Raw genomic sequence first — 14,097 nt, 5'->3', positions numbered from 1 at the left:
GCCGCGCACCCGGAGCGCCCTGTTGCGCGGGCGGCGTCGGGTGCGGGAAGTTGGTCCACGGTTCGGCGTGGGCGTCATCTCCCCGTCCCCGCCGCATATCTGACGATCGTTCATGGAGGGATGTCGGCGATGCCAACGAAGATCCTGCTGGTCACCGGTGACGCGGCCGAGTCGCTGGAGGTGTTCTACCCGTACCAGCGGCTGCGCGAGGAGGGCTACCAGGTCGACATCGCGGCGCCGTCCGTCAAGCGGCTGCAGTTCGTCGTCCACGACTTCGTCGAGGGCTACGACACCTACACCGAGAAGCCCGGCTACACCTGGCCCGCCGACATCGCCCTCGCCGACGTGGACCCGGCCGACTACGCGGCCCTGGTCATCCCCGGCGGGCGCGCCCCCGAGTACCTGCGCAACAACCCCGACGTCCAGCGGATCGTCAAGCACTTCTTCGACGGCGACAAGCCGGTGGCGCAGATCTGCCACGGCCCGCTGATCACCGCCACCGCCGGGCTGCTCGACGGCCGCCGCAGCGCCGCCTACCCGGCCCTGGAGCCGGACGTGCGCGCGGCGGGCGGCGAGTACGTCGACGGCGAGGCGGTGGTGGACGGGGTCGTCGTCTCGGCCCGCGCCTGGCCGGACCACCCGGCCTGGCTGCGGGCGTTCGTCGAGGTGCTGCGCGACAAGGCGCCGGCCGAGTAGACGTCGGCCGGGCCGGCGGAGCGGGCCGGCGGCGACCCCGACCGGGCCGCCGACGCGCTCCGCCGGGCGAGTGAACCAGGGGCGCGCGGCGGGTTGTTCACCCTTCGCGCGCCCCTGGCATTCCTCGGGGTCGGTGTCGCCCTGGAGGGGTAGACGGAAATCGCCCCACGGTCGTACCCGTACCGGACCTGGGTCTGACGACACCCACCCGGTCCGCCTGGCAACGTGTCAGCCGTCGTGAATCGGGGCGGAGGCCGAGGCCTCCGCCGGGCGGACTCGGGAGGGCGGCATGGGGCGGGCGGCACGGGCGGCAGGGGACCGTACGGCGAGAATCCGGACGGCGGGAATCCGGACAGGGAGGGGGAGGACGGGTGCGGGCGGACGCGGACGGTGGGGCGCCTCGGTGGCGCGTACGGCCGTGGTGGCGCTCGCGGGTGCCGGCCTGCTGTCCGCCCTCGCCCCGGCCGCCTCGGCCACCGGGTCGGCGGGGACGGGCCCGGGCTACCGGGTGGTCGCCGTCGACGAGGGGGCCGGGGTGAGCGTCGACGAGGCCCTGCCCGCGGCCGCGGGCCGAGGCGAGCGGGCCGCGCTGGACGCGGCGGTGCGCGCCGTCGTGGAGCAGGGCGGCGCCTCCGCCGCGCTGGCCCTGGTCCGCGAGGACGGCCGCACCGTCTGGAAGGGCGCGGCGGGCCGGGCCGATCTGCGCACCGGCGCCCCGGCCACGGCCGACGGCCGGTTCCGGATCGGCAGCGTGACCAAGACCTTCGTCGCGACGGTGGTCCTGCAACTGGTCGCCGAGCACCGGATCGGCCTGGACGATCCGATCGAGCGTCATCTGCCCGGCACGGTGCCGGGCGGCGGCGCGATCACCGTGCGGCAGCTGCTCAACCACACCAGCGGCCTCTACAACTACCTGGAGGACCCGGCGTTCGACTTCCTCGCCGGCCCCCAGGGCGATCCGGCCGTCGTCCAGCGCTGGCTGACGAGCGGACGCTGGACCACGTACCGGCCCCAGCAGCTCGTCGACATCGCCTTCCGGCACGACCCCTACTTCGCGCCCGGCCAGGGCTGGCGCTACTCCAACACCAACTACGTCCTCGTCGGGATGCTGATCGAGAAGGTCACCGGCCGCGGCTGGGCCGAGGAGGTCGAGCGCCGGATCATCCGCCCGCTCGGACTGCGCTCCACCTCGATGCCGACCACCTCGCCCTTCGTCCCCGGCCCGCACGCCCACGGCTACTTCAAGACGGCCGCCGGCCCGGCCGACGTCACCCTGCTGAACCCGTCGATGGCGGACGCGGCCGGCGCCGGCATCTCCACCACCGCCGACCTCGCCCGCTTCGACGCGGCGCTGCTCGGCGGCCGGCTGCTGGGCCCGGCCGAGCTCGCCGAGATGAAGCGGACGGTCGACAGCGGCTTCGGGATCGACTACGGCCTCGGCCTGATGAAGGTGGTGCTGCCCTGCGGCGAGTTCTGGGGCCACGGCGGCGGCATCCCCGGGTACGGGACGACGCTGCTCGGCGACGGCCGGCGCCAGTTCGCGGCCTCCTACAACCCGTACGACGAGTCCGACCCGGAGGCCGCGGGGCGGGCCGTTGACGCCCTGACGGTGGCCGGCCTCTGCGGGCCCCAGGCCCCCGGCACCCCGGCGCCGGGTACCCAGGCCCCCGGCACTCCGGCCCCCGGCACTCCGGCCTCCGGCACTCCGAGCGGTACGAAGCCGGCCGTTCCGGGCATCGCGATACCCGGGACGGGCGCCGCCAAGGCGTCCGGGTACGGCCGGCTCTGAGCCACCGGGCCCGGCCCCGGGCCGTCCGGCACGCCCCGGCCGCCGGTACCTCCCCGTCCCGGTGCGATCATGGCCGGGCCCACCGGCAGGCGGGCAGCGGAGCACCAGGAGGATGAGACATGGCAGAGCCGTTGATCGCCGCGGTCGAGGGCCGGGTGCCCACCGTCGACCCGACGGCCTTCGTCGCGCCGAACGCGGTCGTCGTCGGGGACGTCACGCTCGCGGCCGGGGCGAGCGTCTGGTACGGCGCCGTGCTGCGCGGCGACGCCGAGTCCATCTCGGTCGGTGCCGGCAGCAACATCCAGGACAACTGCACCCTCCACGCGGACCCGGGCTTCCCGCTGCGGATCGGCGAGCGGATCTCGGTCGGCCACAACGCGGTGCTGCACGGCTGCACGGTGGAGGACGACGTCCTGGTCGGCATGAACTCCACCGTCCTCAACGGCGCCGTGATCGGGACCGGCTCGCTGATCGCGGCGGGTGCGGTGGTGCGGCAGGGTATGGCCGTGCCGGCCGGATCCCTGGTGGCCGGGGTGCCGGGCAAGGTGCTGCGGGCGCTGACCGAGGACGAGAAGGCCGGCATCAAGGCCAACGGCGAGGGCTACCTACTGCTGGCGGACGCCCACCGGTCCGTCGAGCCGCTGCCGGACGCCGGGTAGCCGGCCCCCCGGCCGGGGCCTCCCCGGCCCCGGTCACGGCCCCGGCCCCGGTCACCGGACCGCCACGGCCTCGGGCGCCCCGGTGGTCACCACCGGGGCCGGCTCCGCCCCCGGCGTCCGCCGGCGGTCGGCGGCCCAGGCCGCCACCGCGATCGCGGCGCCCGAGGCGGCCAGCCCGGAGCCGACCAGGGTCGGGGAGGTCCAGCCGAGGCCCGCGTCCAGAGCGAGCCCGCCGAAGTAGGCGCCCTGGGCGTTGGCCAGGTTGAACGCCCCCTGCACGGTCGCGGAGGCGAGGGCCGGTGCACTGCTGGCCTTCTGGAGCACCAGGGTCTGTACGGCCGGCACCAGGGCGAACCCGAACAGCCCGATCAGCACCACGGTCAGCGCCGCCGACCACTCGGTCCGCGCGGTGACGGCGAAGACGGCCAGCGTGACCGCGAGCAGCAGGAAGGAGACGCAGACGGTCGGGCGCAGCGCCCGGTCGGCGGCGAACCCGCCGAGCACGTTGCCGATCGTCATCCCCACCCCGAACAGCGCCAGCACCAGCGTCACCGACCCGGTGGCGTACCCCGAGACCTCGGTGAGGAGCGGAGCGATGTAGCTGTAGCAGGCGAAGAAGCCGCCGCAGCCGAAGACCACGGTGGCCAGGGCAAGCCAGAGCTGCCCGCTGCGGAACGCGGACAGTTCGTGCCGCAGCCCGGCCCGCTCGGGTGAGGGCAGCGGGGGTACCAGCCGGGCGATCGCGAGCGTTCCGGCCGCGCCGATCACGACCACCACCAGCATGGTGGCGCGCCAGCCCAGCCGCTGTCCGAGCAGGGTCGCGGCGGGTACCCCGACGATGTTGGCGACGGTCAGCCCGGAGAACATCACCGCGACGGCCCGGGCTCGCAGGTGCGGGGCCACCAGTTCGGCGGCGGCGACCGCCCCGGCGCCGAAGAAGGCGCCGTGCGGCAGCCCGGTGACCAGCCGCGCCACCGCGAGCGACCAGAACTCGGGTGCCACCGCGCACAGCAGGTTGCCGGCCGTGAACAGCCCCGCCAGCGCCACCAGCACCGCCTTGCGCGGGCGCCGGGCGGCGACGGCGGTCAGCAGCGGTGCCCCGATCACCACGCCGATCGCGTACGCGGAGATCAGCCACCCCGCCCGCGGGATGGAGACGTCGAGGCTGTCCGCGACCTGTGGCAGCAGGCCCATGGCGGCGAACTCGGTCGTACCGATGGCGAAGGCGGTCACGGCGAGGGCGACCAGCGCGAGGGGCATCAGGGGCTCCGGCTCAGAGGACGTGGGTATCCCGGACCGGGCTCCCGAGAGGGCGGGGCGGCGGGGCCGGGCAACGGGTGAGGTCCTGGCGGAGGGCTCGACAGGTCCGAAAGGGTGATTTGTCGTTTCGGCATCCTAATGGCGTGACGAGGGCGTGGTGCGTCCCGGTGGTGACCCTGCGGTGACCCGTCGGCGACGGGCCGGCGCCGGTGCGACGACGCGCCGCCGCCCCGGGCGGCGATCGGCCGGGCCGCCCGCCCGTTCCGGCGCGCCGCTCCCCGCCGACACTCGCCAGCCGGGCCCGCCCGCGCCAGACTGGGGGCATGTGCCGCAGCATCAAGACGTTGAGACCACCCGTGACACCCGAGGTCGACGAGGAGGACATCCACGCGGCCGCCCTCCAGTACGTCCGCAAGGTGTCCGGCTTCCGGGCCCCCGCTGCGCACAACCGGGAGGCCTTCGACCGCGCCGTGGAAGCCGTCACCGAGGCCACCGCCCGCCTGCTGGAGGAGCTGGAGGTCCGCGGCGGCTCCCGCAGGCCCCACCCCGACACCGATCCCGCCACCGGCATCGCCGCCGCATAGGCCAGCCCGCCGTCCGCGAGACCACGGGCCCGACCCGGACCAGGAGGCCGGTGATGAACACCGCCAACCCCGCCACCCCCGCCAACCGCTACGCCCTGACCTTCCCCGGCACCCCCGGTACCCAGGCACCGCAGGACGTCGTGGTGGTCAGCCGCACCACCACGAAGGGCCCCGGTGGCCACCCCGTGTACGAGGACGCGAGCGGCATCGTCCGGGCCGAGATCAGCGACGCGGGCGAGGTGCGGATGCTCGCCAGCGGAGGCCACCAGTCCCCGCACCTGCCGGTCCACGCCCAGCCGCTGCCGTAGGGCACACCGCGCTCCCCGCCCCGGGTCCGGTCGTTCCGGACCCGGGGCGGGGAGCGCTCGGGCAGAATCGGTGGCATGACCACAGCGAGCTGGCAGGGCACGGTCATCGCCGAGAGCGATGACACCACCGTCGTCGAGGGCAACCACTACTTCCCGCTGGACTCCGTGCGCGCCGAGTACCTGCGCCCCTCGGAGACCACCACGGTCTGTTCCTGGAAGGGGACCGCCGAGTACTACACCCTCCACGTGGAGGGGGCGGTCAACCCGGACGCGGCCTGGTTCTACGCCGACCCGAAGCCGGAGGCGGAGCACGTCCGGGGCCGGGTGGCGTTCTGGCGCGGGGTCGAGATCACCCACTGAACCGCGCGGCCGGCCCGAACCCCGGGCCCGCGCTCCGGCCCGGGAGCCCCGGGCTCAGGCGCGCGGGCGGAAGTGGGTGCCGCTCGTCCCCTCGTCGGTGGTCCTGGCGACGCAGCGGTAGACCCGCAGCCCCTGGGCGAACTGGAGCTCGGTGGGCGGCAGCACCTCGATCAGCCACTTGTCCGCCGGGATCGAGGCGGCCGCGCCCGTCCGGGAGGCGGCCAGGACCTCGGGGGAGCACACCTTGCGGACCTGGGGGTGCTTCTCCAGCTCCTCCTGGTTGACGGTGGTGCCGTCCACCGGCAGCGGGGCGATCGCGAAGGTCTCCCAGGCGTGCTCCACCGCGCAGTCGGCCTGGTTGATCCGGACGACGCCGAGGATCACCACCATGCCGGTCCAGCACTCGGCGGTCCGGGTGCAGGCGCCGCCCGCGCCCGTCACACCGGACGCCGGGCAGTTCTGGGTGGTCACCGGCACCTGGAAGGCCGTGGTCGCGCTCGCCGAGGGGGCCGCCTTCGGAGTCGCGCCCGAAGCACCCGACGCGCCGGACGGCCCGACGGTGGACGATCCGCTGGCCGCCGTGGCCGGCGGCGTGGCGCCGGTGCCGCCGTCCTCGCGCAGGTTCAGGTAGGCGGCTGTGCCGAGGCTGGCCGTCGCGAGCACCGCCACCGCGGTGAACAGCGCGGCCGGCGCCAGGCCGAGGATCCGCCGGCGCCGCGGCGCCTTCCCCGGCTCGGTGGGCTCGACGGTCACCGGCCCGGTGTGCTGCTGCCCGGGCACGGGCGCGGCGCTCCCGGGCACGGCTACCCCGCCGGCCCCGGCCACCGGAGCCTGGGACAGCGGCACGGGCGGCCCGGCCGGCGCGGGCCGGGCGGGCAGCGAGTGCAGGACCGCCGTGTGCAGCTCCGCCGCCTCCAGGGCGTCGCGCAGCGCGGCGGCCGACGGCAGCCGGTGCGCCGGGTCGGCCGCCATGGCGTGCCGCAGCACCTCGGTCAGGCCCGGCGGCACGCCGGGCAGGTCGGGCAGCGGGTGCTCGTGGCGGACGATCAGTTCGGCGAGGCTCAGGTCCCCCTGGTCGGGGTAGTGCGGCGGGCGCCCGCGCAGCAGCGCGTACACCGAGGCGGCCAGCGAGTACACGTCCCCGGCCGGCGTCGGGTCGGCCAGCCGGAACGCCTCGGGCGGCGCGTAGGCGGGCGTCAGCGCCTCCCGGGTGGCCGACAGCTCGTGGCCGGGACGCGGCATCGCGGCCAGCCCGAAGTCGGCGAGGGCCACCGCGCCGTACGGATTGATCATGATGTTGCCGGGCTTGACGTCCCGGTGCAGCACCCCGGCGGCGTGGGCGGCGGCCAGCGCGTCGGCGATCCTGACCCCGACGTTGCGCGCCTCCACCACCGGCAGCGGCCCGCCGGTGCGCAGCCGGTCGGCCAGTGAGCCGTTCGGGCACAGCTCCAGCACCATGAACGGCCGGCCGTCCGGGAGCACGCCCGCGTCGTAGAGGGTGACCACGTGCGGGTGGCCGGACAGCTGCCCGGCGGCGGTGACCTCGCGCAGGAACCGCTGCCGGTCCCGCTCGTTGGAGAGCACCCGGCTGTCGATCTTGACCGCGACCTCCCGGCCCACGGCCAGCTGCCGCGCCCGGTAGACGGTGGCGAAGCCGCCCTGACCGAGCACACCGACGAGTTCGTACCCGGGCAGCGCCGGGTGTTCGGTCCGCATTGCGAAGCATCCCCCACCAAGGACCTCCGGCGAAACCACGCGCGGAGGCACGACAGCCCGGGTTGTTCCGCCGGGCGAGGGGCCGCGACGGCCCCGGGCGGCTCAGACTCTAGTCCACGGGCCGGACAGCCCGTGGCGGGAGGGCTCCGGAGGGCCCGCGCACGCCGCCGTCGCCGGCCCGGCGGCACACCCGGCCGGCGGCCCGGCAGGGGTGGGCCGGCGGGCGGACGGGTAGGCGAACGGCATGGCAATCTTCAGGAGGCCGGGCCGTTCCCGGCAGGACGAGCCGACCCCCGAGTACGTCGCCGAGGAGCTCGCCGAGCTGGTCGAGGAACTGGAGCGGCCCGCGGAGGAGCCCGGGGCCGGGGAGACCGTGGCGCCGGGCGCGCCCGCCGCCCCCGGACTGCCGGTGAAGCCCGACGCCGGCGGGTGGCAGGTCACCGAGTACGGCGGCGATCGCGGCCGCCGGCGCGCGGCGGCGCTGGTGGCCCAGGTGAGCCGGATGCTGGGCAGTGGCGGCCGGGCGGCCGCCAAGGGCGCGGCCGTCGGCAGCAAGGTGATGGCCGACCGGCTGTTCCAGGCGGCGCCCCGCATCCCCGTCCGCGACCTGGCCGCGCTGCGGGCCCAGCACCCGGACGCCCCGGACTCCGAGGCGCTGGCCGACCTGCTGGTCGCCGGCGCCACCCGCGCCTCCGCCGCGCTCGGCGCGGGCGTGGGCGCGGCCGCCATGCTGCCGAAGCCCCCGGCGATGCCCGTGGAGATCGCCGCCGAGACGCTGGCCGTGGCGGCCGTGGAGATCAAGCTGATCGCGGAGCTGCACGAGGTGTACGGCCTGCCGGCCCCCGGCACGACCTCCCAGCGGGCGATGGCCTACGTCTCCGCCTGGGCCAACCGGCGCGGCATCGACCGGGCGATCGTCACCCCGGCCGGCTTCACGGCGATGGCCCTGGGCGCCGAGGTGCGCCAGCAGGTCCGCCGACGGCTCACCCGCAGCACCCTGCGCAAGCTGCCCTCGCTGACCCCGCTGCTGGTCGGCGCGGGCATCGGCGCCACCGTGAACCGCCGGGACACCCGCAGGCTCGGCAAGGAGGTCCGCGACGACCTGCGCCCGCACCGCCCGGCCGACCCCGGGTACTGGATCGCCGCCGCCCCCGGGAGACACGGCGGGGACAGGACGTAGGCCGGGCGAGCGCCTGCGGGAGGGTCAGGCGAGTGGTGCCTGCGGGGCGCGGGCGCCGCCGCCGGTCTTCACGCCGTTCACGATGGCCTGGTGGATCGCCCGCGCCGTGATCTCGTCGGCGGCCGGGACGGGGCTGCCTTCCACGGTGTACCAGTCCAGCGCTCCCGTGTACTGGACGGTCAGCCGCGCCTCGCCGTCCACCCAGGTGGTGTGCACCGTCAGGTCGCCGGAGATCGGGCCGACCTCGACCGTGGTGACCCCGCCGGGACCGCTGATGATCGACTGCGTGGTCCAGGTCGCCCAGGACGCCCTCGGGTCGACCGGCCGCGCCCCGCGCTGCTCGCCGCCCCGCTGCCCGACGTCCTCCTGCTGCCCGGCCTGCCGCTGCTCGCTCTGCTGCTGCTCGCTCATGCGTTTTATCCTCCCCCGCCGGTCCGCCGCCCATCCGGCAGCGACACCGGCGGTCGCGGAGGCCGCCCGCGGTCGGGGCGGCCTCCTCGCGTCCATCCGTTCCTGCGGTCCGGCCTCCGTCCGGACCGCGGCGGTGCTAAACCATGTCCTCCGGTTCCTCCAGGGCGTCGCCCTCGGCCTGCGAGGTGTCCTGGGCGTGGAGGTTCTGCATCGAGGTGATGCCCTCCTCCGGGTCGGCCGCGCGGATGTCGTCGTCCTGGTCGACGCTCACCTGGGACCGTTCGCTCATGTCGGTCATCGCGGGCTCCGTTCCCTCGGCCGGCCGGTCGACCGGTGCGACGACGCCGCGCGGACGGCCGCCGGGCCGAGTGTGTCTCTCGCCCTACCAGCCTGCCTCCGCACCGGGGCCGGGGCCAACCGGGCGTGACCCGCGGCCGCCCGGCCCGGTCACGCCCGAGCCGGCCACCGACCCCCGGCCGCCTCCGGTCACGCCTGCCCGGCCGCCTCCGGTCACGCCTGCCCGGCCGCCTCCGGTCACCCCCGCCCGGCCGCCGACCCCGCTCGGCCGCCGACCCCGGCCGACCCCGGCCACCCGGCTCCCGCCGCGCCTCACCAGGCGACCGGCAGCGACTCCACCCCGTACACCAGCGCGTCCGGCCGGAACACCAGCTCCCGCTCCGGCACCGCCAGCCGCAGCCCCGGCAGCCGGCGGAACAGCGTGGCCAGCGCGATCTGCAGTTCGGCCCGGGCCAGCGGCTGGCCGAGGCACTGGTGGACGCCGAAGCCGAAGGCGAGGTGACGGCGGGCGTCCCGGTCCAGGTCCGGCTCGGCCACCGGATCGTGCGGGCCGCCGCCGAACACCTCCCCGTCCCGGTTCGCCGTGGAGAGCATGGCGATCACCCCCTCCCCGGCCCGCACCAGCGTGCCGCCCACCTCCACATCGGCCAGCGCCACCCGCGGCAGCCCGGTGTGCACGATGGTCAGGTGCCGCAGCAGTTCCTCGACCGCGCCGGGCACCGCCGCCGGGTCGGCGACCAGCCGGGCCGCCTGCTCGGGACGGCGCAGCAGGTGCAGGGTGGCCAGCGCGGTCATGTTGGCGGTGGTCTCGTGACCGGCGACCAGGAGCAGCAGTCCGGTGGCCGCGGCCTCGGCGGGATCCAGGTCGTCGCGGGCCGCCAGCCGGCTCAGGATGTCGTCGCCGGGCCGCTCCCGCTTGGCCTCGGCCAGGCCGCCCAGGTAGTCCAGCATCTCCCGCTGCGCCCGGGCGACCTCACCCTGGACGACGCTGTTGCTGAGCAGGGTGCGGCTGAGCCGCTGGAAGCGCGCGTGGTCCTCGTACGGGACGCCGAGCAGCAGGCAGATCACCAGGGACGGCACCGGCAGCGCGAACTCGGCGACCAGGTCGGCGGGGGAGCCGTGCAGGGTCATCCGGTCGAGGGCGTCGTCGACGATCGCCTGGATGTCCGGACGCATCGCCTCGATCCGCTTGACCAGGAAGTCCCCGGTGACCATGCGGCGCAGCCGGGCGTGCTCGGGGTCGTCCAGGCGGATGAAGCTCGGTCGGGTGGCGGCGAGTTCGCGCCGGCCGGGGGCGAAGAAGGGGAATCCGGGGTGGCGGGCGTCGGCGCTGAACCGCCGGTCGGAGAGGACGGCCCGCACCTCCTGGTAGCCGGTCACCAGCAGGCAGGGGCTGCCGTCGGGCAGCTCGGCACGGGTGACGGCGCCCTCGCGGGCGGCCCGGGTGTAGGCGGGCGGCGGGTCGAAGGGGCAGCCCCGGTCGTGCGGCGCGGGGACCTGAACGGGTGGCGCGGTCCCCTCGCCGCCGCGGACCGGGGAGTCGGGGGTGCTGGGGGAGTCGGGGGAGGTGGGGGACGTGGGGGTGGTGGTCAAGGCGGCTCTCCTCTACGGGCGTCGGACCGGCCTCAGCGCGGGTTCTCCTCGACGACGGTGATCGCGCCGCCCGGGCAGAGCTCGGCGGCGAGCCGTACGTCGGCGAACTCCCCGGCCTCCGGCACCGGGCGGCGGAGTCTCACCACGCCGTCCAGGTCGTCCTGTTCGAACACGCTCGGCGCCGTCACCACGCAGCGCCCCGCGCTGCAGCAGCGGTCCTGGTCGATGCTCACCTGCATGGTTCGGGTACCTCTTCACACCGGTGGGTCCCGGATCCGGCCGGGCCGTCCGCCCCCGTCGGTCTTCCGGCCCAACGTAACCCGCCGCTGCGTCGCACACGAAGGTTGCGGTCCGGGGATTCGGCAGAATGGCCGGTTCCGCGCGGCCGGCGCCCGTCCGTGGAAGTCGTACTCGCAAAGGGGTTTGACGATCGGCCGGGCCGTCGTGGTCAGCCTCCCTCGGCCGCCGCGATCTGCCGTACGGTGGCCACGGTGTCCGCCTCCCCGGCGTCCTTGTCCGGGCGGTAGCGCAGCACCCGGGCGAACCGCAGTGCGAGGCCCGCCGGGTAGCGCGGGCTGCGCTGGACGCCGTCGAAGGCGATCTCGACGACGAGCTCCGGCCGGACCCTCACGGTGTAGGCGTCACGCTCGACCTCCCGCGCGAGCAACTGCCCGGTCTGCCAGGCGAGGGTCTCGTCGGTCAGTCCCTTGAAGGTCTTGCCGAGCATCACCCAGGGCCCGAGGCCGGGCTCCTCGGCCGCCGCGCGGGCGCCCAGGTGGAGGTTGCTGAGGAACCCGCGCCGCCGCCCGGTGCCCCACTCGGCGGCCAGCACCACCAGGTCCAGGGTGTGCCGCGGCTTCACCTTGATCCATCCGGCGCCGCGCCGCCCGGCCGCGTATCCGGCCGCCGGGTCCTTGGCGAGCACGCCCTCGTGGCCGAGCGCCAGCGTGTCGCGGAAGAACGCCAGCGCCGCGTCCGGGTCGGCGGTCTCGGTCCGGGCGACCCGCAGCTCCGCCGGTACGGCCCCGGCCAGGGCGGCCCAGCGCTCCCGGCCGGGCCGGTCCACCAGGTCCTCGCCGTCGCGGTGCAGCAGGTCGAAGAAGTACACGCTCAGCGGCACCTCGGCGCGCAGCCGCTCCGGGTCCCGCCGGGTGGCGGTGCGGGCCGCGGTCTCCTGGAACGGGCGGGGCCGGCCGTCCGGGCCCAGCGCGATCGCCTCGCCGTCCAGCACCGCCGAGTCCACCGGCAGCGCGCGGGCGGCCGCGACCACCTCGGGCACCCGGGCGGTGATGTCGTCCAGGCCGCGGGTGAACACCCCGACCTCCGCGCCGTCCCGGTGCACCTGCACCCGGATGCCGTCCAGCTTCCACTCCAGCACGGCCGGCTCCCCGGGCCCGATCCGCTCCAGCGCGGCGGGCACGTCCGGCGCCGAGGCCGCCAGCATCGGACGGACCGGACGGCCGACCTCCAGCCGGAACGCGTCCAGCGCGGGGACCCCGCCGGTCAGCGCCGCCCCGGCGACCGCCCGCGCCGAACCCCGGAACATCAGCGCCCGCCGCACCGCCGCCGCCGGCACCCCCGCGGCCCGGGCGACCGCGTCCGCCACCACCGCGTCCAGCGCGCCCTGGCGCAGCTCGCCGACCAGCACCGCCCGCAGGAACGCCTGCTCCGGTTCGGTCGCCCGGCCGAACAGCTCGTCCAGCAGTCGGCGCCGCTCGGCCTGCGCACCCGCGCCGTGCACGCCGGCCAGCCGCTCCAGGGCCCGCTCCGTCTCCCGTACGCCGAGCGTCGGCGCCTGCGCGGCGGGCGGCAGGTCGCGCAGGGCGGCGGGCCCGACACCGGTGCGCAGCCGGTGCGACTCGCCGGACAGCAGGGCCACCGCCGCCGGGCCCTCGTCCGGTCCGAGCTCGCGCAGCCGCTCCGCGAGCAGGGTGATCTTGGCGCGGCGCCCGGACTCGGCGGCGACGGCCCGGGAGGTGACGGCGAGACTGTGCAGCAGCATGCGGATCGGATCCTCCGGGGCACGGGTGCCGCGACGACGGCGGGCGGGACCTTCCGGGACGGGGCGCCGGGGCGGGCTTCGGGACGGTTCTCGGGGCAGGGCGCAGGGGCTCGGCGCAGGGGCGGGGCGCCGGGGCTCGGCGCCGGGGCGGGTTCCAGGATGGGTGGACCGCCCGCGCGCGGTCCACCGGACACGCGACGACGGGCGGGCGCTCCCGACCGGTGACGGGTTCCGGCCATTCCGGGCCCGGCACGCACCCGCCGGGATGGAGCGGACCGGCGGCCCCGTTGTCCGGGATGTCGATCGGCCGGCATCCGACGGGCCGTCATGCTGGCGGCGGAACGAGCACCGTGCCGGCCCCGCGCCGTCCACGAACGACCCCCGGGAGCACCCCATGACGTCCACCGGAACCACCACCCCCGATGCCCCGGCCGCCCCCACGGCGGCCCGCTGGACCATCACCGGCCCGGAGGCCGCCGACTTCGCCGCCTGGCGCGAGCTCTTCCGCGGCTACACCGCGTTCTACGAGGTCCCGATGAGCGAGGAGAAGGCCGAGCTGGTCTGGTCCTGGCTCACCGACCCCGACCACGAGCTGGAGTGCCTGCTCGCCCGGGACGCCGACGGCACCCCGGTGGGCCTGGCGCATTTCCGGCCCTTCGTCCGGCCGCTGCACGGCGCGGTCGCCGGGTTCCTGGACGACCTGTTCGTCAGTCCCGAGGTCCGCGGCGGCGGCGCGGTCGACCTGCTGCTCGCCCGGCTGCGCGGGATCGCCGCCGAGCGCGGGTGGAACACCGTCCGCTGGATCACGGCCGACGACAACCACCGCGCGCGCTCCAAGTACGATCAGGTCGCCACGCGGACGATGTTCGTCACGTACGACATGGCCCCGGCCGCCGACCGGGGCTGACCTCCGGCCCGTCGCGGCCCGCGGCCACCCGCCCACGGCGACCCGCCCACGGCGACCCGCCCACGGCGACCGGCGGACGGCGACCCCGCCGCCGGTTGCACGGACTGGCCGGAAATCGATTCGTACTTTTTCGTTATCGTCGCACCACCCGGGGGTCTCCTAGGTGTCGGCCCCGCGCCGGCACCGGACCGACCGCTCCGAACAGAAAGCGTGCCCGAGTGAACAGCGAAGCCGAGACCACCGTCATACCGGCCGCCCCCGCGTCGCCGGGGCGCGCCGAGCGCCGCGCCGCGCAGCGGGCGTCCGGACGCGGGGGGCGCACCGAGACGCCCGAG

The 14,097-nt window shown here is 76.2% G+C and carries 15 protein-coding genes; 8 read left to right on the top strand and 7 right to left on the bottom strand.

All coding sequences use genetic code 11. The annotated features are described in order from the left end of the window. Positions 1-129: 129 nt before the first annotated feature. The 3 genes from ACWEQL_RS22125 to ACWEQL_RS22115 all read left to right on the top strand — a co-directional run bounded on the left by ACWEQL_RS22125 (position 130) and on the right by ACWEQL_RS22115 (position 3,144). Positions 130-696 carry a DJ-1/PfpI family protein gene (locus tag ACWEQL_RS22125; RefSeq protein WP_452152000.1) on the top strand — a complete coding sequence of 189 codons (567 nt, stop codon included), beginning with the start codon at positions 130-132 and terminating at the stop codon, positions 694-696. Between the two features lie 403 nt (positions 697-1,099). Continuing rightward, positions 1,100-2,485: a serine hydrolase gene (locus ACWEQL_RS22120; RefSeq protein WP_452151999.1), complete on the top strand. Its 1,386-nt coding sequence runs from the start codon at positions 1,100-1,102 to the stop codon at positions 2,483-2,485. 119 nt (positions 2,486-2,604) lie between these two features. Further along, the gene (locus tag ACWEQL_RS22115) at positions 2,605-3,144 is read left to right on the top strand and encodes a gamma carbonic anhydrase family protein (protein ID WP_452151998.1); all 540 of its coding nucleotides are present in this window, start codon (positions 2,605-2,607) and stop codon (positions 3,142-3,144) included. A 51-nt stretch (positions 3,145-3,195) separates the two neighbouring features. On the opposite strand, the gene ACWEQL_RS22110 is transcribed toward ACWEQL_RS22115, so the two are convergent. Continuing rightward, positions 3,196-4,404 (bottom strand): MFS transporter, encoded by a 1,209-nt coding sequence (locus ACWEQL_RS22110; protein WP_452151997.1) that lies wholly within the window; start codon positions 4,402-4,404, stop codon positions 3,196-3,198. A gap of 323 nt (positions 4,405-4,727) precedes the next feature. Here ACWEQL_RS22110 and ACWEQL_RS22105 point away from each other — a divergent pair, with 323 nt between their 5' ends. The 3 genes from ACWEQL_RS22105 to ACWEQL_RS22095 all read left to right on the top strand — a co-directional run bounded on the left by ACWEQL_RS22105 (position 4,728) and on the right by ACWEQL_RS22095 (position 5,656). Further along, a complete protein-coding gene (locus tag ACWEQL_RS22105; RefSeq protein ID WP_452151996.1) occupies positions 4,728-4,988 on the top strand; it encodes a DUF2277 domain-containing protein in 261 nt (86 codons plus the stop codon). 53 nt (positions 4,989-5,041) lie between these two features. Continuing rightward, complete coding sequence (locus ACWEQL_RS22100) at positions 5,042-5,296, top strand: DUF6296 family protein (RefSeq protein WP_452151995.1); 255 nt, start codon at positions 5,042-5,044, stop codon at positions 5,294-5,296. Between the two features lie 75 nt (positions 5,297-5,371). Beyond that, entirely contained in the window at positions 5,372-5,656 is a 285-nt protein-coding gene (locus ACWEQL_RS22095; RefSeq protein WP_452151994.1) for a DUF427 domain-containing protein, read from the top strand. Positions 5,657-5,710: 54 nt separating this feature from the next. Here ACWEQL_RS22095 and ACWEQL_RS22090 read toward each other — a convergent pair whose 3' ends face one another. Continuing rightward, positions 5,711-7,372 carry a serine/threonine-protein kinase gene (locus tag ACWEQL_RS22090; RefSeq protein ID WP_452151993.1) on the bottom strand — a complete coding sequence of 554 codons (1,662 nt, stop codon included), beginning with the start codon at positions 7,370-7,372 and terminating at the stop codon, positions 5,711-5,713. A gap of 244 nt (positions 7,373-7,616) precedes the next feature. Between ACWEQL_RS22090 and ACWEQL_RS22085 the strand changes: the two genes are divergently transcribed. Further along, on the top strand, positions 7,617-8,552 hold the full coding sequence (locus tag ACWEQL_RS22085) for a hypothetical protein (protein ID WP_452151992.1): 936 nt from the start codon (positions 7,617-7,619) through the stop codon (positions 8,550-8,552). Positions 8,553-8,576: 24 nt separating this feature from the next. Here the strand turns inward: ACWEQL_RS22085 and ACWEQL_RS22080 are convergent, their stop codons facing one another. The 5 genes from ACWEQL_RS22080 to ACWEQL_RS22060 form a co-directional block, all read right to left on the bottom strand. Beyond that, positions 8,577-8,831, bottom strand: coding sequence for a hypothetical protein (locus ACWEQL_RS22080; protein ID WP_452152020.1), 255 nt, complete (start codon positions 8,829-8,831; stop codon positions 8,577-8,579). A gap of 268 nt (positions 8,832-9,099) precedes the next feature. Further along, the gene (locus ACWEQL_RS22075) at positions 9,100-9,261 is read right to left on the bottom strand and encodes a hypothetical protein (protein WP_452151991.1); all 162 of its coding nucleotides are present in this window, start codon (positions 9,259-9,261) and stop codon (positions 9,100-9,102) included. Positions 9,262-9,572: 311 nt separating this feature from the next. Next, the gene (locus ACWEQL_RS22070) at positions 9,573-10,853 is read right to left on the bottom strand and encodes a cytochrome P450 (RefSeq protein WP_452151990.1); all 1,281 of its coding nucleotides are present in this window, start codon (positions 10,851-10,853) and stop codon (positions 9,573-9,575) included. Positions 10,854-10,885: 32 nt separating this feature from the next. After that, positions 10,886-11,092, bottom strand: coding sequence for a ferredoxin (locus tag ACWEQL_RS22065; RefSeq protein ID WP_452151989.1), 207 nt, complete (start codon positions 11,090-11,092; stop codon positions 10,886-10,888). A 209-nt stretch (positions 11,093-11,301) separates the two neighbouring features. Then, positions 11,302-12,855 carry an ATP-dependent DNA ligase gene (locus tag ACWEQL_RS22060; protein WP_452151988.1) on the bottom strand — a complete coding sequence of 518 codons (1,554 nt, stop codon included), beginning with the start codon at positions 12,853-12,855 and terminating at the stop codon, positions 11,302-11,304. A gap of 394 nt (positions 12,856-13,249) precedes the next feature. On the opposite strand from ACWEQL_RS22060, the gene ACWEQL_RS22055 reads away from it, so the two are divergent. Then, on the top strand, positions 13,250-13,762 hold the full coding sequence (locus ACWEQL_RS22055) for an N-acetyltransferase family protein (RefSeq protein WP_452151987.1): 513 nt from the start codon (positions 13,250-13,252) through the stop codon (positions 13,760-13,762). The last annotated feature ends 335 nt before the right edge of the window (positions 13,763-14,097 follow it).

The organism is Kitasatospora sp. NPDC004240, assembly GCF_053603215.1.
Note: the sequence above shows the minus strand (reverse complement) of the source record. Positions and strands in the feature narration are given on the sequence as shown.